17 protein-coding genes and 4 pseudogenes are annotated in these 19,035 nt (G+C 69.1%); 17 read left to right on the plus strand and 4 right to left on the minus strand.

The genetic code is table 11. The features are described 5' to 3' along the window. The first annotated feature begins 9 nt into the window (after nucleotides 1-9). The 11 genes from FEF34_RS37545 to FEF34_RS37595 all read left to right on the plus strand — a co-directional run bounded on the left by FEF34_RS37545 (nucleotide 10) and on the right by FEF34_RS37595 (nucleotide 11,294). A complete protein-coding gene (locus tag FEF34_RS37545) occupies nucleotides 10-294 on the plus strand; it encodes an acyl carrier protein (RefSeq protein WP_138057143.1) in 285 nt (94 codons plus the stop codon). Then, the gene (locus tag FEF34_RS37550; protein ID WP_138057144.1) at nucleotides 294-1,208 is read left to right on the plus strand and encodes a hypothetical protein; all 915 of its coding nucleotides are present in this window, start codon (nucleotides 294-296) and stop codon (nucleotides 1,206-1,208) included. Before FEF34_RS37545 ends, FEF34_RS37550 begins: the two co-directional genes overlap by 1 nt. Then, nucleotides 1,205-1,843, plus strand: a complete 639-nt coding sequence (locus FEF34_RS37555) for a hypothetical protein (protein ID WP_138057145.1) — start codon at nucleotides 1,205-1,207, stop codon at nucleotides 1,841-1,843. Before FEF34_RS37550 ends, FEF34_RS37555 begins: the two co-directional genes overlap by 4 nt. Then, entirely contained in the window at nucleotides 1,840-2,994 is a 1,155-nt protein-coding gene (locus FEF34_RS37560; RefSeq protein ID WP_138057146.1) for an acyl-CoA dehydrogenase family protein, read from the plus strand. The genes FEF34_RS37555 and FEF34_RS37560 overlap by 4 nt, the downstream gene beginning before the upstream one ends. A 55-nt stretch (nucleotides 2,995-3,049) precedes the next feature. After that, a complete protein-coding gene (locus FEF34_RS37565) occupies nucleotides 3,050-4,414 on the plus strand; it encodes an MATE family efflux transporter (RefSeq protein ID WP_234042979.1) in 1,365 nt (454 codons plus the stop codon). A 17-nt stretch (nucleotides 4,415-4,431) separates the two neighbouring features. After that, nucleotides 4,432-5,160: a 4'-phosphopantetheinyl transferase family protein gene (locus FEF34_RS37570; protein WP_138057147.1), complete on the plus strand. Its 729-nt coding sequence runs from the start codon at nucleotides 4,432-4,434 to the stop codon at nucleotides 5,158-5,160. Then, nucleotides 5,157-7,127 (plus strand): condensation domain-containing protein, encoded by a 1,971-nt coding sequence (locus FEF34_RS37575; RefSeq protein WP_234042992.1) that lies wholly within the window; start codon nucleotides 5,157-5,159, stop codon nucleotides 7,125-7,127. Before FEF34_RS37570 ends, FEF34_RS37575 begins: the two co-directional genes overlap by 4 nt. Then, the gene (locus FEF34_RS37580) at nucleotides 7,127-8,362 is read left to right on the plus strand and encodes a cytochrome P450 (RefSeq protein ID WP_171053251.1); all 1,236 of its coding nucleotides are present in this window, start codon (nucleotides 7,127-7,129) and stop codon (nucleotides 8,360-8,362) included. Before FEF34_RS37575 ends, FEF34_RS37580 begins: the two co-directional genes overlap by 1 nt. Then, entirely contained in the window at nucleotides 8,359-8,565 is a 207-nt protein-coding gene (locus tag FEF34_RS37585; protein ID WP_138057148.1) for a ferredoxin, read from the plus strand. Before FEF34_RS37580 ends, FEF34_RS37585 begins: the two co-directional genes overlap by 4 nt. 4 nt (nucleotides 8,566-8,569) lie before the next feature. Further along, entirely contained in the window at nucleotides 8,570-10,138 is a 1,569-nt protein-coding gene (hutH, locus tag FEF34_RS37590; protein WP_407698332.1) for a histidine ammonia-lyase, read from the plus strand. A gap of 241 nt (nucleotides 10,139-10,379) precedes the next feature. After that, nucleotides 10,380-11,294, plus strand: a complete 915-nt coding sequence (locus FEF34_RS37595; protein WP_138057149.1) for an endo-beta-N-acetylglucosaminidase H — start codon at nucleotides 10,380-10,382, stop codon at nucleotides 11,292-11,294. A gap of 135 nt (nucleotides 11,295-11,429) precedes the next feature. Here FEF34_RS37595 and FEF34_RS37600 read toward each other — a convergent pair. After that, a pseudogene (locus tag FEF34_RS37600) lies at nucleotides 11,430-11,600 on the minus strand (IS701 family transposase); the annotation flags it as partial. 173 nt (nucleotides 11,601-11,773) lie between these two features. Beyond that, entirely contained in the window at nucleotides 11,774-13,114 is a 1,341-nt protein-coding gene (locus FEF34_RS37605; protein WP_138057150.1) for a ferredoxin reductase family protein, read from the minus strand. A 432-nt stretch (nucleotides 13,115-13,546) separates the two neighbouring features. Between FEF34_RS37605 and FEF34_RS44425 the strand changes: the two are divergent. The 3 genes and pseudogenes from FEF34_RS44425 to FEF34_RS37625 all read left to right on the plus strand — a co-directional run. Further along, a pseudogene (locus tag FEF34_RS44425) lies at nucleotides 13,547-13,714 on the plus strand (MarR family transcriptional regulator); the annotation flags it as partial. Between the two features lie 283 nt (nucleotides 13,715-13,997). Beyond that, nucleotides 13,998-14,297 (plus strand): transposase, encoded by a 300-nt coding sequence (locus tag FEF34_RS37620; RefSeq protein ID WP_171053252.1) that lies wholly within the window; start codon nucleotides 13,998-14,000, stop codon nucleotides 14,295-14,297. Between the two features lie 217 nt (nucleotides 14,298-14,514). Further along, entirely contained in the window at nucleotides 14,515-14,859 is a 345-nt protein-coding gene (locus tag FEF34_RS37625; protein ID WP_138057152.1) for a transposase, read from the plus strand. A gap of 66 nt (nucleotides 14,860-14,925) precedes the next feature. Here the strand turns inward: FEF34_RS37625 and FEF34_RS37630 are convergent, their stop codons facing one another. Then, a complete protein-coding gene (locus FEF34_RS37630) occupies nucleotides 14,926-16,122 on the minus strand; it encodes an ISAs1 family transposase (protein ID WP_138051345.1) in 1,197 nt (398 codons plus the stop codon). A 162-nt stretch (nucleotides 16,123-16,284) separates the two neighbouring features. On the opposite strand from FEF34_RS37630, the pseudogene FEF34_RS37635 reads away from it, so the two are divergent. Both FEF34_RS37635 and FEF34_RS43470 read left to right on the plus strand, forming a co-directional pair. Then, nucleotides 16,285-16,689, plus strand: a pseudogene (locus FEF34_RS37635) (lipase); the annotation flags it as partial. Then, a pseudogene (locus FEF34_RS43470) lies at nucleotides 16,671-17,018 on the plus strand (ISAzo13-like element transposase-related protein); the annotation flags it as partial. The pseudogenes FEF34_RS37635 and FEF34_RS43470, both read left to right, overlap by 19 nt. Here FEF34_RS43470 and FEF34_RS43475 read toward each other — a convergent pair. Next, nucleotides 17,019-17,195, minus strand: a complete 177-nt coding sequence (locus tag FEF34_RS43475) for a hypothetical protein (RefSeq protein ID WP_234042994.1) — start codon at nucleotides 17,193-17,195, stop codon at nucleotides 17,019-17,021. It abuts the pseudogene before it with no gap. Nucleotides 17,196-17,621: 426 nt separating this feature from the next. Between FEF34_RS43475 and FEF34_RS37645 the strand changes: the two genes are divergently transcribed. Continuing rightward, nucleotides 17,622-19,028 (plus strand): IS4 family transposase, encoded by a 1,407-nt coding sequence (locus FEF34_RS37645; protein WP_138052000.1) that lies wholly within the window; start codon nucleotides 17,622-17,624, stop codon nucleotides 19,026-19,028. Nucleotides 19,029-19,035 lie beyond the last annotated feature (7 nt).

Below are 19,035 nucleotides of genomic sequence, written 5' to 3' on the forward strand. Positions count from 1 at the left end.
AAGACCACGATGCACGCGTCTGCCCAGTCCTCCGCCGGACTGCACCGCATCACCGAGACCACGATTGCCGCGCTCGCCGCGATGCGCGACCGCGACCGCGACTCGATCACCGAGAAGACCCGGCTCTTCGACGACCTCGGGTTCGACTCGACGAGCATCCTCGAACTGCTCATGACACTCGAGGACGAGTTGGACTTCGAGTTCGACCCCGAAACGCTGGAGCCGGACGACTTCGGGACAGTCGGGTCGCTCGCGGCGTATGCGGCGAGGCAGCTCGACGAGACCGAGCGGTGATGCACACATCCGTCCCCCCGCCGGCGGTCGGCGCACCGGCACCACTGCGCCTCGCGCACGCACACGGGCAGGCGTTCACCCCCGGAGAAGCTGCCCGTGTACCGTTCGCAGAAGGAGACCGGGAGTTCTTCTCGGATCTGGTGTCCACCGCCGGCCTCCCGGTGGACGACGACGCCTTCACCCGAGGGCGCACGGCGTACGCGGCGATGGTCTCGGCGATACTGCCCCAGCTCACCCCCCGTGACGACTTCGACCTGGCGCTGCTCGCCCACGCAACGCCGGACGCGACCCCCGGCTGGCCGCTCAGCCGCCTCGAGCGGTCTACCGCCCGGACCGGCCTGGCCTTCGCGATCTCCGATCAGGGGACCACATCCCCCTTCGCCGCACTGCGCATTGCTGTCCGCGGCATCGCCGTGCAGGGCGCCCGCCGCGCCCTGGTCCTGATCACGGAACAGAGCGCTGTCTACCACCGGGGACCGATCCCTGAGGAGTTGCGTGCGCGGCACGACACCGGTGTCGCCCTGGTCCTGGACGCCTCGGGCGAACTCGGCGCGCTGGAATGCGACCAGCACTCAGGGGTCGCACCTGGCGACGTACCGGCCCGGCTCGCCGCGCTGGCCCCACCGGCCGAGGGCAGCACCGGCCGGCCGGTGCTGATCGCCGGAGCCGGGCTGACCCGCCACTGGGCCGGAGTTCCCGAGGGATACACCTTGCACACCGCCCCCGCCGGCATGCCTGCGGCCGGGATCTGGTCGGTGCTCGCAGAACGACTGCCGGACCTTCGCCGGACCGGCCGTCCCGTCGTCCTCGCCGACTACGACGCACGCTTCGGATACCTGGGGTGGTGCCGACTGGACGTAGCGGCGGACGGCGGAGCGGGCCGGAGCGGACCAGGCAGGAATGAGAGCCCATGACGAGCGAGAGCGAGCACCAGCCCACCGGCTCGGGTCACCTTGCTTCCCACCGGAGGATCGACGAGGTGGCGCGGACGTACGGAGCGAGACAGGCCTTCGAGGAGCTGTACCGGGCCTACCCCGAGGGGACCTTGCTGCGGAACCCCGCGGGCCACGCCGTGGTGCCGTCCGGGCGCCTGCCCGGAGCTGACGACCTGCTTCCGGAGCCGCTGCGGGGCTGCGGCCTGGTCATCGTCCGTGACCCGTCGGCCCCGCAGCCGGCCTGGCCGGCCGACACGCTCGTACGGCTGCGACTCGGACTGTCCCGTGCTCTGCTCGACGCTTGCCTCACCTACCTGGGGCAGCGAACCGTCCACGGCGCGCCCCTGCTCCACCAGCAACTGATCGGTGGAGCGCTGGCCGACGCGGTCACCGAGCAGACAGAGATCGAGAGCGTCCTGATGGCACCCTCGAACGGACCCGACGCACTCGGCGACCTGCACCGCCAGATCAGCACCGTCGATCGGGGACTGCTTCGCCTTCTCGGCGCCTTCGGCTTCACCGCCGAGGGGCCCGGCCGAACGGCCCTGCTCTCCGAACTGATCGCCGACGTGTACGGCTGTCACCACCAGGCGGAACAAGAGGGCGTCCAGTGAGCGAACCCGACCGGCACCTCAGCCTGCTCCAGGGGCAGGCCCGTGAGTGGTGGGCCCAGGTGCGCCCCCACGCACTCGACGTGGACCGCGACCCGACACTCCCCACCCGTCTGCTGCACCTCAAGGGGCTCGGACGGCTCGCCACCCTGCAGATACCGCCCGCATACAACCCGGATCCACTCGTCATCGCCGGCCGGCGCTTTCACTTGATGACGGCCGCGGAGCGTGTCGCGTACTACGAGGAGGCCGCGTGGGGCGATCTCGCCACGGCCCTCGCGGCACCTGGCGCACCCATGTCCGGGGTCCTGGTGGACGCCCTGGGGGACCGGGAGCAGAAGGACTGGTTCTACGGACGGCTCCTCACCGAGCCGACGTGGACCTTCTTCGCGCTGACCGAGCCGGAGCACGGTTCCGACGCGGCTGCCATGGCCACTTCACTCACCCGCGCCGACCGGGACGGGCCCTGGTACCTCAACGGGACCAAGAAGTACGTGGGGAACGCGGTACGCGGTCGGCTCGGTGTGGTGTTCGCGCGGACGGGCAAGGGGCCCCTCGGCGTCAACGCGGCACTCGTCGAGGCCGGTCAGCACGGCTTCGAAGCACGCCCGGTTCCCACACTGGGTCTGCGGGGAGCCCAACTCGGCACCCTCACCATGGAGTCGGTGGAGATCGCCCCCGAGCGGGTTCTCGGCAGACACCTTTCGCCCACCCGGCGGGGCATGGCCGGCTGGCTGCGTACCTTCAATCTGCTGCGACCCGTCGTGGCAAGCATGGGCGTCGGCCTGGCCAGGGCGGCACACGAGTACGTGCAGAGCCAACGACGCAGCCTGACCCGCGACGAACAGCATCGACTGGACGCCCTGGCCCGTCGCATCGAGGGGGTACGCCGATTGACCGGACGGGCCGCAGCAGCTGTCGACGCGGACATCACGGCCGGTCAACTGGCATGCATGGCCAAGCTCCGTGCGGCCCGGCTCGCCGAGGACGCGACCGTGGCGGCCCTCGCGTTCTTCGGCCCCGGTGCCCGGCTGGACCACCCATTCCTTGAGAAGCTGGCGCGCGACGCACGCGGCATCGAGTACATGGAGGGCACCGAGAACATCCAGCGCATGAGCGTGTTCAAGGACCTCTCCCGAGGCGGCCATGGCTGACGAACCGACAAGCCCCCTGGCAAGGAACACCGAAGGCCCCCCTATGGACCGGCTCGTGGACACGTCCGCCCCCCGGCCCCCCGCCAAAGCGGAATCGGCCCGGCAGTCGCTGCAGATCGGCCGCCTCGCCGTCCCCATGATCTTGGGGGAGATCGTCGGCTACCTGACCATGCTGACCCTGGTGGCGATGATCGGACACATGGGCGGCAACGCGCTGTACGTGCGCTCACTCTTCCTGCCCCTCGGCATGGTGTTCAGTGCCATCAACGCCGCCCTCGCAGTCAGTACCCAGGTCGCTTGCGCGATGAGCAAGGGCAGGGACGCCCCCGAGGAAGCCTTCCCGCTCACCGTGAGCATGGCGAAGGTTTGGATGGTGGTCGGAACCTCACTGACCCTGCTGCTCTCCCTCGGCGCACCCGCTTTCGCCTCGTTCTTCCACGTGCCGGACTCCGCACAACACGAGTTCATCTGGTTCCTGAGGTGGATGTCCGTGGTCAGCCTGCTGGGCTTCGGACCCGCCCTCTGCGCGTCTGCCCTGCGCGGCTTTGGATTCGCCAGGCAAGGCCTCGTACTCACGCTGGTGAGCTCTGTCGTCGAGATAGCGCTCGTGGCCTGGCTCGGCTTCGGCACCGGCCTCGGAATGAACAGCCTGCCGATCGCCGCCGCCGTCTGCGCCGTGGCCGGCACGGCCGCGGGCCTGTGGCTGCTGCGCCGTGCGGGACTGTGGTGGCGCGGGCAGCGTGCCCCATGGCAGCCCGCGACGCTCGGCCACATCAGGTCCGTCGGCCTGCCTGTGGGCGCCACTCTCGGTATCATCTCCCTCTACAGCCTGGCCCTGGTCTGGGTGCTCGGCCCCTTCGGCGAGGCGACGGTGGCAGGCTTCTCCACCGCCTCTTCGGTGCAGAGCCTGATCATCATGCCCGCGCTCGTGATCGGTTCGGCCACGGCGATCGTCATCAACCAGCAGCGGGGCGCCGGTGACCATGGGAGCGTGGCGCCGACCTACCGCAGCGGTGTCCTGCTGTCCTTCGCCGTCTTCGCAGTCATCGCCCTGGTGACCTTCTTCAGCGGGGACCTGATCGCCCAGATGATGACCGGTGACGACGAAGCGGCCGCGGCGGCCGCCCGGTACCTGGGCATTGTGAGCCTCACCTATGTGGTCGAGGGGCCCGTCCTGGTCGCCCTGACGCTGCTCGAGCACATCGGAGGCGGCGGCCGCGCCGTGGTCCTGAACATCGTCTACTTCGGCGGGAACATCGCGGTCGGCCGCTGGGCGGTCGCCGCGGCCGACAGCCCCGACGGCCTCTACTGGACCGTGGCCGTCTCCAATCTGGTCAGCGCGGTGGCCCTCGTCGCGGCGGCCATCTATGTACGCAAGCTCGTCGCCGAGGCCAAGAGATCCGAGGCGGGGGCATGCTAGAGATCCGAGGCGAACGCATGCCGGAGAATCACGGGCGCACGCCGAGGTCGGACAGGGTCGGCGTTTGGCAGATCGACCTCGACGACGTCATGCAGCGGTCCGCCGCCCCGATCCGCGCGGCCCTCAGCCCCGAGGAGCGGCTCCGCTCCGCCCTCATGCCGGACCCCGTGTTGCGCAGCCGGTTCGAGGCCGCGCGCGGTGCGGCCCGCCACATTCTCGGCCAGTGCCTGGGCAGGCCGCCCGCACGGCTCACCTGGCACACCGGGCGCTGGGGCAAGCCGCGGATCGCAGGTCACGAGGACACCATGCGTTTCAATCTGTCCCACTCCGGCGGGCACGCCCTACTGGCTGTGACCGGACCGCGGGACATCGGGGTGGACCTGGAGCGCTCACAGCCCAGTCGGGACGTCGTCGCGCTGAGCCACCGCTACTTCCCGGCCGAGGAGAGCGCACTGGTGGCGGAGACCGCCGAAGACCGTCGACCCGGCGTGTTCCTGACCTTGTGGACGAGAAAGGAAGCGTGCACGAAGGCAGCGGGGACGAGCATGCTGGGACACGGCCTGCGCCTGGTCGTCACAGCGGCCCCCGTCGCCGAAGGCGCCGTCCTCGCACACGATCCGACGCAGCGGCTGCCCGGCCGGTGGCTGGTCCACGACATCTCCGCACCGGCCGGCCACGGTGCGGCGGTCGCCCTCGAAGGTGACGCGCCCGCGCACCTGACGATCCGACAGTGGGAGCCGCAGTGAACGACACCCGATGGGCCCCCATGCTCTGGGGCCAGGAGCACTACTGGTTCCTGTACTTCGATGTGCCGGCCTACGGAGCCGACCGGGACTGTGTGAAGATCACCCGCACCTGGCGTCTCGACAAGGACCTTGCCGACGACACCGTCCTCGCGGCCCTCAGCGCTCTGGTGCGCCAGTACGAGTCGCTGCGGACCAACTTCCTCCAGGACGAGAGCGGCAGGCCGGTCCAGGCGGTGCGGCCGCCGTGGGAGGTCGCCTTCGAGGCGTACGCCGAGGGCGACGCGTCGGACATTCCCGCGGTCACCGAGCGTCTCGCCGCCCGCGCCTTCGATCCGGCGCAGGACAGGCCCGTCCGGTTCGCCCTGATCAGAGAACCCGGCAAAGGCGCGTGGGTGGTGGTGACGGCCATTCACAGCGCTGTCGACGGACAGAGTTGGACGGTCCTGGAACGCGCCTTCCTCGCCCTGCTGGACGACGAGCGTGACGCCCCGCCGTTCCTTCCCGCACGAGAGCCTCGGGAGCAGGCCGAGTTGGACCACTCAGCCGAGAAGGCCCGCTACCGCGAGCGTGTGCGCGCCTACTGGCGCGACCGCTACCTGACGATCCCGCAGGGCATGTTCCCCGACTACCGACCCGCGCCTGTGGGGCACTTCAACGGCTACACCCCACCGAGTCCCTACGAGCGGGTAGCCTTGAGGTCCCGCGCGCTGTCGTTCGCCGCCGAACGGGTCGCCGCTCAACGCAAAGTGCCTCCGGGCGTCGTGTACCTCGCAGCCTTCGGCGCCGCCCTGTCGTCCCTGTCCGGAAATGAGCGCTGCGTCGTGTCCATGGACACGGCCAACAGGGCCGACCCATTGCTGTCCGCCGCCGTAGGCTGCTTCTTCCAGCCCGCTCTCGTCGTCTTCGACGTCACGGCGAAGGATACGTCGGAGGCGCTGCTGTCCAAGGTCTTCCGCGCTGTCGTGGCGGCCCAGCGGTATGCCCGCTACTCCAGTCTCGAGATGACCGAGGAACGCGCCCGCGCCGGACATGCCCGCGGGATGAACCTGCGGATCGGCGTCACATACAACTACTTTGTCCAGGCGCAACCGGAGCACGACGCCGCACCGTCCGGCCCGCCCGACGGCGCTGGGGCCACCGACGACTTCGTCATCGACAAGGCGCCCATCGACTGGCAGGACAACAGCGCCGACCTGTATCTCGCGGTGGAAACCGGAAAGGACGGGGTGGTCCTGTCAATGCACGGCCACACCTCCGTGACCAACGCGGACCGCATCGCCCGCACCTTGCGCGCCATGGGCGCGCTGATCGTCGGCTGGGCCGACAGCACCCTGCCGCTGGACGCGGCGATGCGCAGCGTGCAGGACCAACTCGGCTTTCCCCGGCGTGAATTCGGCCCGCACTGGGTCCTGGTGGACCACACATGGGTGGACACCGGGGAATGCGCAGCACGCCTTGCCGAACTCGGCGGGGTGACGGCAGCCGGGGTTTTCCCCGACGAGACCCCGGACGGCGGAACCCGACTCGTAGCGTACGCGGTGGGGCCCACCACACCCGACGAACTGCGCGAACACATGGCAGCCGTCCAAGTCGACCAGCCCTCCCTGGTCCTGCCCCATTGGTACGTGGTGTGTGCGGAGGCGCCGGACACGCCGAGCTTCGAGGGCTGGGCCGAAGCCGCGGTGGTGGCCGAGGGCGACGGACTTCCGCACCACCCGGTGCCGCCCCGCACCCCGCAGGAGCGGGCACTGGCCGCCGCCATCCGCGACCACTGCCCCGGTCACCCGTCCGACATGGCGACCCCCTACCTGCCGGCAGGCGGCAGGACGGCGCTCGCGCCCCGAGTGACCGACCATCTCCATGCGGCCGGCTTCACCGGGATCGTCCCGGCCGATCTGCTGGGTCCCCTCCCTCTCAGGGCGGTCGCCGCGAAGCTCACCCCCACCGGCACTGCCAGGAAGCAATGATGGACAGCACTGAAGTGAACACCGTCCAGGACACGCCCGCCGACCCCGGCACCACACCCCCCGGCCTCCCTCTGACCCGAATCTGCCCCTACCACCCTCCCCGGGAATACGAAGACCTGCGTGCGGGCGGTCCGGTGAGAAGGATCCGACTCTACGACGGGCGGGAGATCTGGGCGGTCACCGGCCACGCTGCGACCCGCTCCCTGCTGGCGGACGAAAGGCTCACGGTAGACCGGGACAAGGCCGAATTTCCCAAGCTCGCCCGGCTCCTGGTCCTGGGACGCCCGGACCGCCACCCCGCGATGCGGGCCCTCCTGCGCTCCGACCCGCCACTGCACACCGAGCAGCGGCGTGCCCTGCAGCCCGGCCTCGCCCTCAAACGGATGCAGGGCTGGCGGCCCGCGATCGAGGCGGACGCCCAGGCACGGCTGGACTCACTGACCACTGCGTGGCAGGGCGAGCCCGTCGAGTTGATGAGCACCTACATCCGGCCCCTGGTCACGACGAGCATGCACGAGATGCTCGGCATCCCGGACGAGGACCGCGCGCACTTCCACGATCTGCTGCATCGGAACTTCGACCCGGTGCCCGGCCTCGTGGACTATCTGACATCACTCTGTGCGGCCAAGCAGCGCCTCCTCACCGACGGCGAGGAGGGCAGCGGGCTCCTCGACGACCTGGCCGGGCAGGTGAGAGAGGGAAAGCTGACGGCCGAGCAGTTCGCGCACTACGGCACCGTACTGATCGTCGCCGGTCAAGACGTCACCGTCGCCACCATAGGTGTCGCCGTCCTGACCCTGCTCGAGCACCGGGACGAACTCGCCCGCCTGCGCCGCGACGCGGCACTCTGGCCGAACGCGGTCGAGGAACTGCTGAGATTCCTGTCCCTCACCGGTGGGCTGGTCCGCGTCGCCACCGCGGACATCGAAACGTACGGCGTGGTCATCCGGGCCGGAGACGGCGTAGTCCTCCTCAACCCGGCAGCCAACCGTGATCCGCATGTCTTCACCCGGCCCCACGAACTCGACCTGCGTCGCAACCCGCGCAACCATCTCTCCTTCGGTTTCGGCGCCCACCAGTGCATCGGTCAGAACCTCGCACGCCTCGACATCGAGATTGCGCTGAGAAGGTTGTTCGACAGCCTTCCGACGCTGCGGCTCGCCGTCCCGTTGGACGACGTACCTGTGCGCCAGGGCCTGGTCTTCAGTATCAACGCGTTGCCCGTCCGGTGGTGAGCGCAACCGGGCCGGTCAAGGTGAACCGGGAACGCTGCGTCGGCGCGGGAAACTGCGTGCGCGTCGCGCCGGAGCTCTTCGACCAGGACGACGACGGCGTGGTCCGCCTCGTACCCGGCGAAGACGCGAGGGGCTACGCACCGGAAGCCGTCGAGGCTGCCGACCTCTGTCCCGCGGCAGCCATCGAATATCTGGGGGAGTGATCAAGTGACAGCAGTGACCACGGCCGCAGCTGCGCGGACGGTCTGGGTGGGGGCCGGACCGTTGGACGCCGACGACGTCGTCTCCGTCGCCCGCGAGGGCACCCGCATCGCCCTCGCGCCCGAAGCCGCCAAGGAGATCAGGCGCGGCCGCGAAGTGGTCGAACTTCTCGCCGGCGACTCCTCGCCGCACTACGGTGTCTCGACCGGATTCGGAGCCCTGGCCGGCCGGCGCATCCCGCCCAGCGCCCGCGCACGCCTGCAGCGTAACCTGGTCCGCTCGCATGCTGCGGGAACGGGTCCCGAGGTGGAACGCGAAGTGATCCGTGCCCTGATGCTGCTACGCCTCTCCACCCTGGTCACCGGGCGCACGGGAGTGCGCGTGCGGACTGCCCGTGCCTACGCCGACATGCTCAACGCCGGCATCACCCCCGTCGTCCACGAATACGGGTCACTGGGCTGCTCCGGAGACCTCGCCCCGCTCGCACACTGCGCCCTCGCAGTGATGGGCGAAGGCACGGCCCGCGACGCGAACGGGACCTTGATGCCTGCGGCACAGGCACTGGACGCGGCCGGAATCGCCCCGCTCGACCTCGGGGAGAAGGAAGGCCTCAGCCTGATCAACGGCACCGACGGAATGCTCGGCATGCTGATCCTCGCCCTCAACGACCTACGGCTCCTGCTGCGCACCGCCGACATCGCAGCCGCGATGAGTGTCGAGGCTCTGCTCGGCACGGACGCCGCCTTCGCGGACGATCTGCAGACGTTGCGCCCTCACCCGGGCCAGTCCAGCAGCGCGGGCAACTTGCGTGTCCTGCTGACCGGTTCACAGGTACTTGCAGAACACCAGCGCGCTGACTGCGGTTGCGTGCAGGACGCCTATTCGCTGCGCTGCACCCCTCAGGTGCACGGCGCGGCCCGCGACACACTGGGTCACGCCGAACGCGTAGCCTCCAGGGAACTGGCGAGCGCCGTCGACAACCCTGTGGTGACCGCCGACGGGCGCCTGGCGAGCAACGGCAACTTCCACGGCGCACCCATCTCCTGCGTCCTGGACTTCCTGGCCATCTCCGTCGCCGATGTCGCCTCGATCGCCGAACGCCGTACCGACCGCGTCCTCGACCCGACTCGCAACCACGGGCTGCCGGCCTTCCTGGCGGCCGACCCCGGTGTCGACTCCGGGCACATGATCGCCCAGTACACGCAGGCGGCCGTCGTCTCCGAACTGAAGCGCCTCGCTACCCCGGCATCGGTCGATTCCATCCCGTCCAGCGCGATGCAGGAGGACCACGTCTCCATGGGCTGGTCGGCGGCCCGGAAACTCCGGCGCGCCCTTGACGGCCTCGCCCGGGTGCTGGCGGTGGAGCTGTACACGTCCGCGCGCGCCCTGGACCTGCGCGCTCCCCTCAACCCCGCACCCGCCACCGGGGCGGTGCGTGACGGCCTGCGAAGGACGGTGCCCGGCCCGGGCCCGGACAGATTCCTCGCTCCGGAGATCGAGGCGACCTTGCGGTATGTCGTCTCCGGCCGGGCCATGGCGGAGGCGGAGGCGGAGACAGGACGAACGCTGGCTTGATGTTGCGACGGGGGCGTCCCCGCAGACCCCGGATCGGCGGGACAGCATCCAGCAGCGGCAGGGGGGAGGTCATGACGGTTCGTGCTTCTGTGGCCGAGGTCGTGGCGAGCCGTACGAGGTAGTCGTGCAGAGTCCGCGCACGGTACTCGGCACTCGGTCACAGCAGCGAGAACTCGGAGAGTCCACTCGGCGCTTCCGAACAAGTCGGGCGCCAACCACACCGATGGGAGAACGATCAACGATGTTCATTCTGGTACGAAACAGGGTGCGGACGGCCGCGCTCGCGCTCTCGGCCGTCACGGCCCTCGCCTTCGGCGCGACCGGAGCAGCGGCGGCTCCCGCTCCCGCTCCCGCCAAGCAGGGTCCGACCTCGGTGGCCTACATCGAGGTGAACAGCAACAGCCTGCTCAACGTGGGCAAGTACACGCTCGCCGACGGCGGCGGCAACGCCTTCGACGTCGCCGTGATCTTCGCGGCGAACATCAACTACGACACGAGCACGAAGGCCGCCTATCTGCACTTCAACGAGAACGTGCAGCGCGTCCTCGACAACGCAGCCACGGAGATACGGCCGTTGCAGCAGCAGGGCATCAAGGTCGTGCTCTCGGTGCTGGGTAACCACCAGGGCGCCGGGTTCGCCAACTTCACGTCCCAGCAGGCGGCTTCGGCCTTCGCGAAAGAGATGTCGGACGCCGTGGCCACGTACGGTCTCGACGGCATCGACTTCGACGACGAATACGCCGAGTACGGCAACAACGGCACGGCCCAGCCCAACGACAGCTCGTTCGTGCACCTGGTGACAGCATTGCGGGCGAACATGCCGGACAAGATCATCAGCCTCTACAACATCGGCCCGGCAGCGTCACGTCTGTCCTACGGCGGCGTCGACATCTCCTCCAAGTTCGACTACGCCTGGAACCCGTACTACGGCACCTGGCAGGTCCCCGGCATCGCACTGCCCAAGTCCCGGCTGTCACCGGCGGCGGTTGAGATCGGCCGCACCTCACAGAGCACCGTAGCCAACCTCGCCCGCCGCACCGTCAGCGAGGAATACGGCGTCTATCTGACGTACAACCTCGACGGCACCGATCGAAGCGCCGACGTCTCGGCGTTCACCAGGGAGTTGTACGGCAGTGACGCCGTTTACACTCCGTAGGGCGCCGGCACGCCCCGGCAGGCGCCGCTCCCCTCGGCGAGCCTGCCTCGTCCCATAGCGGCGCGTCCCGTACGGACCGCGCGGGCACAACGATGTCAGGAACGCGGATCGAACGCCCGCCTGCTGCCCCGCGACGGGGCGGCAGGCGGGCCCATCCGGTTGGGTCCGGCCGACGGCGGTCAGGAATGCCAGGGCGAGCATGGCGAGCGTGATGTGCCGGTGCCATGAGGTCCAGTGCCTGACCTGGTAGTGGTCGAGTCCGACCTGGCCCTTGGCGGCCTGGAAGCACTCCTCACCGCTCCAGCGGAGTGGCTCGCTCTTCCCAGCGCGGCGGGCCGGGACCGTCGACATGCCGGAGCAGCCGGAGGACTTGCGCTGTGCGCCTTCCTCAGCCGCGGGCTGCTTGCGGGAGTTGGCGGTCACCGTTTCGGCCGGTGGCGAGTCCGTGCGTAGGCCCGGCACTCGGGCCGTTTCTCGGTTCAGGCCAGACCGAACTTCTCGGCGTGCACCTGCCACTCCGGGACCTGCAGGTCTCGCAGTCCGGCGAGTACGGCCCTGGTCATGACGGGCGGGCCGCAGACGTACACGTCGCGTTCGGCGATGTCGGGGACAAGCCGGTGCAGGTTGCCCGAACCGAGCGGCGAAACACCGTCCTCGCCGGTCCTGCCGGTGAGCAGATGCAACCGTCCGCCCCGGAGCCCGACCAGGTGGCGCACCTCGTTCAGCAGCACGGCGTCGGCCTCGCTGCGCACCCGGTACAGCACGACGACGTCACCGGTCGCCTCCTCCTCCAGCATGGCCCGCACGGGTGTGATCCCCACACCGCCGGCGATCAGCAGTGTGCCGGCCCGGGTCCGGTGCAGCGAGGTGAACGCCCCGTATGGCCCCTCGACGAAGGCGCGGCTACCGACGGGGACGTTCCGCAGGCCGGCGCTGGTGCTGCCCGCCGCCTTCGCCGTGAGGCGCAGCCCTTGTCCGTTGGGCGCCGCCGACAGGGAGAAGGGGTTGGCCACCCACCAGCCGTTGTGCCCGGGGAACCGCCAGATGCAGAACTGACCCGCACGGGCCGGGAGCTTGTCGAGGTGTCGGCCGGTGACGTACACGGAGACCACGTTGTCCGACTCCGGTACCACGGCCGCGACACGGAACCGGTGGTGGATGTTGCGCCACAGCGGCACGGCGACACGGCCGGTCAGCAGGGCACCGAAGGCGAACAGCCACAGCACCCACCAGTAGGCCGTGGCGAACGCGGAGGACGTGAACGTCGTGGTCTCCTGCAACTGGTGGACGAAGGACAGGCCCACGGCCACGTAGAGCAGCAGGTGTAGACCGTGCCAGACCTCGTACCGCAGCCGCCGTCGTACGGGCCGGGTGGAGATCACGGCGATCACGACGATGACGGCCGTGGCGAGCATGCCCAGCAGGGAGGCCGGCACCCCGCTCAGTGCGAGGAACGTCTTCCCCGTGGACGCGCCGTCGAGTTTCGCATAGCCGAGTACCACCAGCGTGGCATGGGTGAGGAGCGTCCACAGCAGCAGGAACCCGACCCAGCGGTGCCACACAGTGAGCCGGTCCATCCCGATGCGGCGGTCCAGCCAGGGCAGCCGGGCCACCAGCAGCAGTTGGAACAGCATCAGCAGCGCCGCGTGCAATCCGAAGAACCTGGCGATCGTGAGCACCTCGTTCTTGCCCGAACCGGCGCTGAGGAACAGCGTCTCGACGATCACCACATTGACGATGGCGAACGCCCGCATCGCCCAGCGCGCCGCGTCCACCGGAAGCACGGTGCCCGTCCGCCCCGTGTTGTTCACCGCCGCCATGGTCGCCTCACATCCCCCCGTGGCCGCGTCACTCGCGGCCCGTATGCACAAACCCGATGAAGATCGAGCAATTCGTCCGGATACGCATCTCGATCGGATAAGCATACGAAGCGCGGGCCCGATCCGTTCACGCCAGAAGCGTCCAATCCGGTTCGAGTTCGGTGCGTCCTGCGGACCAGGGGTGCGCCTCGGTGCTTGTCGCTGAGCGGTGCGGCCGTCCGGGGCCGTGTTGCGCACCCGGCCCGTTCCCGATGGCTTTGCCCCCTTTCCCTCTTACATGCCTGTCGGGGGTTGGGAGGCTGGTCGGGTCGCGTACGGCCGGGTGCAGGCACCACTGGTCAACCGACGTTGCCGGGCGGCTGGTGATCAGCCCGCTGGCGGTACCCGTGGCCGCCGCTGCATTGCCGCCCTGCGTCATAACAGTGGCTCTCTCTGCACCTCACCGATGCCGGAGAGACCGCCAGACTGCGGCTGCGGGAGCTGGCGACCGAGCTGCGCGCTGTGGTCCACAAGGCATCAGCGACGAGGAGTACGTTGCCGCGCTCAAGGGTACTGCGCAAGATGGTGGCCAATGTCGAGGGCGACGGGGACTCCTCGTGATCCGTTCTCATCTCGTGGTCTCAGGCCGGGCCAGGCCTGGAACGGTGGCGTGCGTCTGCACATGGCCTCAGCGCTCTTGAAATCTCAGCAGTCTTCCGTGGATCGTCCGCCAGAATGTGATTCGCGAGTCGCCGCACCTGCTCTTCCACGGACTGGTCGCGGGTAACGAACAACTCGTACCCGTAGGAATCTGCACGCTCGCCCGGTCCCCGGGCCTGGTGGAATTCGACATCAACGCCCTCGGCATTTGCGAGCTCCTCGGGGAGGCCCGGCTCCTCACGTCGTGGCGAGACACTCTGAGCTCCGCGAGCACGCGATCCGCGAGGTCCGCGCCACTGGCCGGCCGATCGCCCACGTCGCGAAGGACCTGGGCATCCACAAGGAGGCCCTGCGTGGCGGGGTTCGCCAGGCCGAGGCCGACCGCGGCGAGCGCGACGACCGGGTGACCACCGCCGAGCAGGACGAGCTCAAACAACTCCGCAAGGAAGTAGCGGAGTTGAGGCGGGTGAACGAGATCCTCAAAGCCGCCAGCGTGTTTTTGCCCAGGAGATCGACCGCCCTGCGGACGAGGCCGGGCAGGTGATGGACCACCTGCGTGAGAGGGGTCTCGGGGTCGGTCCCGTCTGGCGGGTGCTGGAGCTGTCGCCGTCGACGTACTTCGCCCGCAAGTAGCGGCCGCAGTCGGCCCGCCGGCTCCGGGACGAGCAGCTGATGCCGCTGATCGAGCAGGTCCACGCGGAGTCGGGCGTGACCATCCCCTCGTAGCGTGGAGCCCGTGATTGCAGGGGAAGTTGGGGTTCATGGGGTCCAAGAAGAAGCCGCCGTACGACGCTGAGTTCCGTGAGGGTGCGGTGCGCATCGTGGTTGAGACCGGGAGGCCGGCCGGCGAGGTCGCCGAGGAGCTCGGCATCAACCCGGGCACGCTGCACAGCTGGGTGTCGAGGTGGCGGCGCAACGGGACGACGTCCTCGGACCGGCCCGTACAACCGACAGCCGCCAGTGGGGGTGGGGGTCGGGTGCGGGAGGCCGAGCGGGCCGAGCTGGAGCGGCTGCGTCGGGAGATCGGGGAGAAGAGCAAGCGGATCCGGGAGCTGGAGATGGAGCGTGATGTCTTCAAGCGATGTATGGCCCTCTGGGTGAAGTGATCGAGAACGCTCCGGAGGCGGTGGTCGCCTTCATCGGTAGCCAGAGGGTCGGGCATCAGGGCTTGATCAAGTTCCGTGAGTGTCGGGGTTGTTGGTGATGCCCAGGATGGCGAGTGCTCGTTCGGGTTCGTGGCGGATGGCGCGGGTGGTCTTGGCGATGTTGTCGGCTCCGAGGATCTTCAGGGTGCCAATGGCGAGGTTGCGGAAGGTAGCCATGGCGCGGGGCGCGTTGCCGGTGTGGACGGTCGAGGCGTCCTCGGCGAAGGTGACATCTCGGATGTAGTGGGAGGAATTCTCGATTCCCCAGTGCCCGCGGATGGCGGTGGCGAGGCCGGCGGGGCTGGTCTGGTGGATATCCAGGCTGGTGACGGCGTAGACGCTCTCGCGACTCTCGGGCTTGCCGGTGGGCTTGCGGCGGCGGTGGACGCGGATGGCGAGGCGGGCGTGGGGGAAGGCGATCCCGCCGAGGCTGTCGGCGATGGAACAGGTCTTGATCGACCGGGACTCGCGCCGTCCGTGGGCGGTGGCGGAGGCGGTGTGCTGGACGGTGATCGATGTCCAGGGCAGAGCGGCGAGCTGGGCGTACGCGGTGGGCTGGTTGGTCTTGATGACCGCGATGTAGTGTGCCTTCTTCGTCTCGACCAGCCAGGTGATGTTGGCCTTCACCGAGTGCAGGGCGTCGAAGGTGACCACGGCGTCAGCGAGGTGGAGTGGTGCCAGCAGGGGCTTGAAGTGCCGCGTCTCGTTGGTCTTCGCGCCGACCTCGACCTGTGCGAGCGTGGCGACGGGGTGATGCGTGACCGCCGCGAGCAGGTGCCGGCGCGGCGCGGCCAGGTGGGCCGAGCCCTTCAGCGCCTTGCCGTCCACGGCGATGACCCGCCGCGGTCGGGCCGCTGACGCATCCGCGCACGCGGACTTGCGGTGCTGGTCAGCGAGGTAGGCGCCCACGGCCTGGTCCAAAGCATCGCCGTCGACCGCCATGAGGACGCGTCCGATGGTGACCGGCTTGGGGCTGCGCCGCCAGCCGAGCAGGTGACGGCGGATCCTCAGGGTCGCCAGCAGGGTGTTCGTGGCCCGCTCGGCGAACTCGGCGATCTCGTCCAGGCTCTTCGCACCTGACACGGCCGCGCAGGCACACACCAGCAGGATCGACACCAGGGAGTACCAGCGGCCCCGGCGAGAACGCGGATCGGGCACCGATGCGAGGTAGGGGCACAGGTCAGCGATCCGGTCCGCATCCAGCGGACCCAGCTTCTCCAGCACGGCAGGTATAGGGGAAGATGCAACGGCAGGCACGGGACATCCTCATGATCATCTGGCTTAGTCACCACAATGATCACGAACCCTCGTGCCTGCACTGCTATCCGCTCCTACCGGCCCTGATCGTCAACCACCCGCTCATCCGCGGAACTTGACGGAGCCCTGGCCATCCATGGCTTTCTCGACACCATCCGCGAGGGCCACCCCACAACTCCGTTGCTCCTGGTCTCCCCTGTCCTGTGTCCGACCCACGAGAACACGCCCGGACCTCTCGTGCCGGACCTCTCCAGTGGAACCCTGAAGTTCAAGGCCACCGGTGATCCGGCCGAGACCGGGGCCGGACGGCTGACGCTCACGATCGTCCGCGACGTCCTGGCCGACATCGTCAGGCAGCGGTCCGTCGAGGACCCCAACCTCCACTACCTCGACGGACTCGATCTCTACGGCGAGAGCGACCACGACGAGTTCCCCCTGCCGGACGCGATCCACCCCAGCCCCGAAGGGCACCGCCGCATCGGCGAGAACTTCGCCAAGCTCGTCTTCGCAAACAACTGCCCCTTCGCCCTCTGAACGAGCGGCAGCGGCGGCTGGCTTTGGCTACCGAGGCCCGACCGATCGGGCCCGGCGGCGTACGGGCGGTGGCGAGGATCGCGCATGTCAGCGGCACCGCCCGTGCGGCGTGGAGTGTCGGAGCTGGAAGCGGGGGCGGGCCGCTGCCGGAGGGTCGAACGCGTGCACCGCGCGGAGGCCGCAAGCGGGCCGGAGCCAACGATCGGGACCTGCTCAAACCTCTGTAGAGCCTGGTCGAGCCGGACGAACGCGGTGACCCGATGCCGCTGCTGCGTTGGACCACGAAGTCGCTGCGGAACCTGGCCGGGGAGCTGACCCGGCAGGGGCACTCAGCGCGCCCCGGCGGCCCGTATCGGTTCCCGGACCGTGAGGTGAAGGGGTGCGTAGGCGAAGTAGTAGTAGGTCTTCTCATCGGGCTTGCTGATGCTGCGCCGGGCCAGCGCCGACCGCATCCGGTGGGGGAGCTCGCCCTGGTAGTCGAACTCGGCGACGGCCGGCAGCCGCACCGCTGCTCAGTGGTGGACATGGGCCCCTTCGCGCCGCTTCCGGGCTTCGTCTGGGGCTTGCGCGGACAGGCTCTCGTTCCGTGAACAAACCCACCGTGAACTGTGACTTGGGGACAGCTAGTACTACAGCCGGACTTCGCCGCGGCTGTCAGCGAAGACCCGGGCGGCGAGGGGCGGATGCCAGCATCCTGCCAGGTGAGCGCTGTGCGAGAGCCCCGAAAACTTACACTCCATCAGCTCTGTCGTATTCCCAGGACGGTCCTGACCTGCGGAAACATGGAAGTCCGGCTGTGTAGTACTAGGGTGCGTGTCAACACCGTTGCGTTTGGTCTTTGAGTTGTAAGTCAAGCCCTGCTGAACAGCGCGACGGGACCACCTGATAGATCAACGATCGGCGAAGAGAGTCGATCAAGGTCAGGGGTCCCGTTGCAGGAGAAGTCTGTCATCACGTCCACGATCGAGACAGCCCGGGGTGTGTTCGCGCCGGGTCATCTGGGGGAGTTGACCCAGGTCGTGGACTTCGCGCTGGTGGACGCGGTGCTGGAGGAGACCGGCCGGCGCGAGAAGCGCCTGCGGCTGCTGCCTTCTCGGGTGGTGGTGTACTTCGTGCTCGCTCTCGCGCTGTTCGAACACCGCTCGTACCGCACGGTGTGGTCCCAACTGACTGCCGCCCTGACCCCGCTGGCCCTGGTGCGTCCTGCGGTCTCCTCGCTGACGCGGGCCAGGCGCAGGGTGGGGGCCGCACCTCTGCGGCGTCTGTTCGAGACGCTTGCCGGGCCCGTCGCCCGCCCCGGGCAGGAGGGGTCCTTCTACCGGGGCCTGCGCACGGTGGCCGTCGACGGGACCCTGCTGCACACCCCCGACGACGAGACGCTCACCTGGCACTACCCCAAACGGGCCGGGGAGGGTCTGGAGTTCGGCTATCCGCTCCTGCGGCTGCTGACCCTGGTCGAGTGCGGCACCCGCGCGCTCATAGCCGCCGCCTTCGGACCGGAGTCCCAGGGCGAACTCCCCTACGCCAAGCGGCTTCTGACCTCCCTGGACCAGACAATGCTCCTACTCGCCGACACGGCCTTCGACGGCAACGAGTTCCTTGATGCCGTCCATCAGAGCGGGGCCCGGTTCCTGGTGCGCTCCGGGGCCCGCCGCGTCCCCACCCCCGCCGAGCACCTGGGCGACGGCTCCTACATCGCCCGCATCGGCTACGGCGTCCTGCCGGTGCTGCTGCCGGTGCGCATAATCGAGGCGGCCCTCACCGTCACCCTGGCCGATGGCACCGTCCGCACCGAGCAATGGCGGCTGATCACCAACCTGCTGGACCCCGTCCGTTATCCGTCCGCCGAGCTCGTTGAGCTCTATCACCGCAGGTGGCAGGCGGAAACCACGTATTTTTCGATCAAGGCCACGATGCTCGACGGCCGTGTCCTGCGCTCCCGCAGCACCGACGGCCTCGACCAGGAGGTCTACGCCCTGCTCACCGCCTACCAGGCTCTGATCCGCGCCGGCGACGACGCCCTGACCAGGCGGCCGGAAGTACCCAGGGAACGGATCAGTTTCACCGTCCTGCTGGCCGCCGCAACCGACACCGTCACCGCCGGCCATGGAATCTTCCCCGGCACCCCCATCGACCTGGTCGGCACGATCGGCCACGCCGCCCTGAGCGACCTCCTGCCCGCCCACCGACGGCAACGAGTGAAGGCCCGCACCCGCAAGAACCCCACCAGCAAGTACGGACCGAACGCCGGACAGCACCCCCAGAAGGCCCAGAACTACACCGTCCACACCACCGTCGCGTTCTTCGCCCACGGCCTCAACAGCCGCTCACAGCGCTAACGCAACG

Source organism: Streptomyces marianii (genome assembly GCF_005795905.1).
GTDB lineage: Bacteria > Actinomycetota > Actinomycetes > Streptomycetales > Streptomycetaceae > Streptomyces > Streptomyces marianii.

Excerpts from the sequence above, each read along its gene's own strand:
- FEF34_RS37605 (WP_138057150.1), bottom strand. The coding sequence starts at position 13,114 with ATGGCGGCGGTGAACAACACGGGGCGGACGGGCACCGTGCTTCCGGTG.
- FEF34_RS37555 (WP_138057145.1), top strand. The coding sequence starts at position 1,205 with ATGACGAGCGAGAGCGAGCACCAGCCCACCGGCTCGGGTCACCTTGCT.
- FEF34_RS37545 (WP_138057143.1), top strand. The coding sequence starts at position 10 with ATGCACGCGTCTGCCCAGTCCTCCGCCGGACTGCACCGCATCACCGAG.
- FEF34_RS37550 (WP_138057144.1), top strand. The coding sequence starts at position 294 with ATGCACACATCCGTCCCCCCGCCGGCGGTCGGCGCACCGGCACCACTG.
- FEF34_RS37625 (WP_138057152.1), top strand. The coding sequence starts at position 14,515 with ATGGGGTCCAAGAAGAAGCCGCCGTACGACGCTGAGTTCCGTGAGGGT.
- FEF34_RS37595 (WP_138057149.1), top strand. The coding sequence starts at position 10,380 with ATGTTCATTCTGGTACGAAACAGGGTGCGGACGGCCGCGCTCGCGCTC.
- FEF34_RS37570 (WP_138057147.1), top strand. The coding sequence starts at position 4,432 with ATGCCGGAGAATCACGGGCGCACGCCGAGGTCGGACAGGGTCGGCGTT.
- FEF34_RS37580 (WP_171053251.1), top strand. The coding sequence starts at position 7,127 with ATGGACAGCACTGAAGTGAACACCGTCCAGGACACGCCCGCCGACCCC.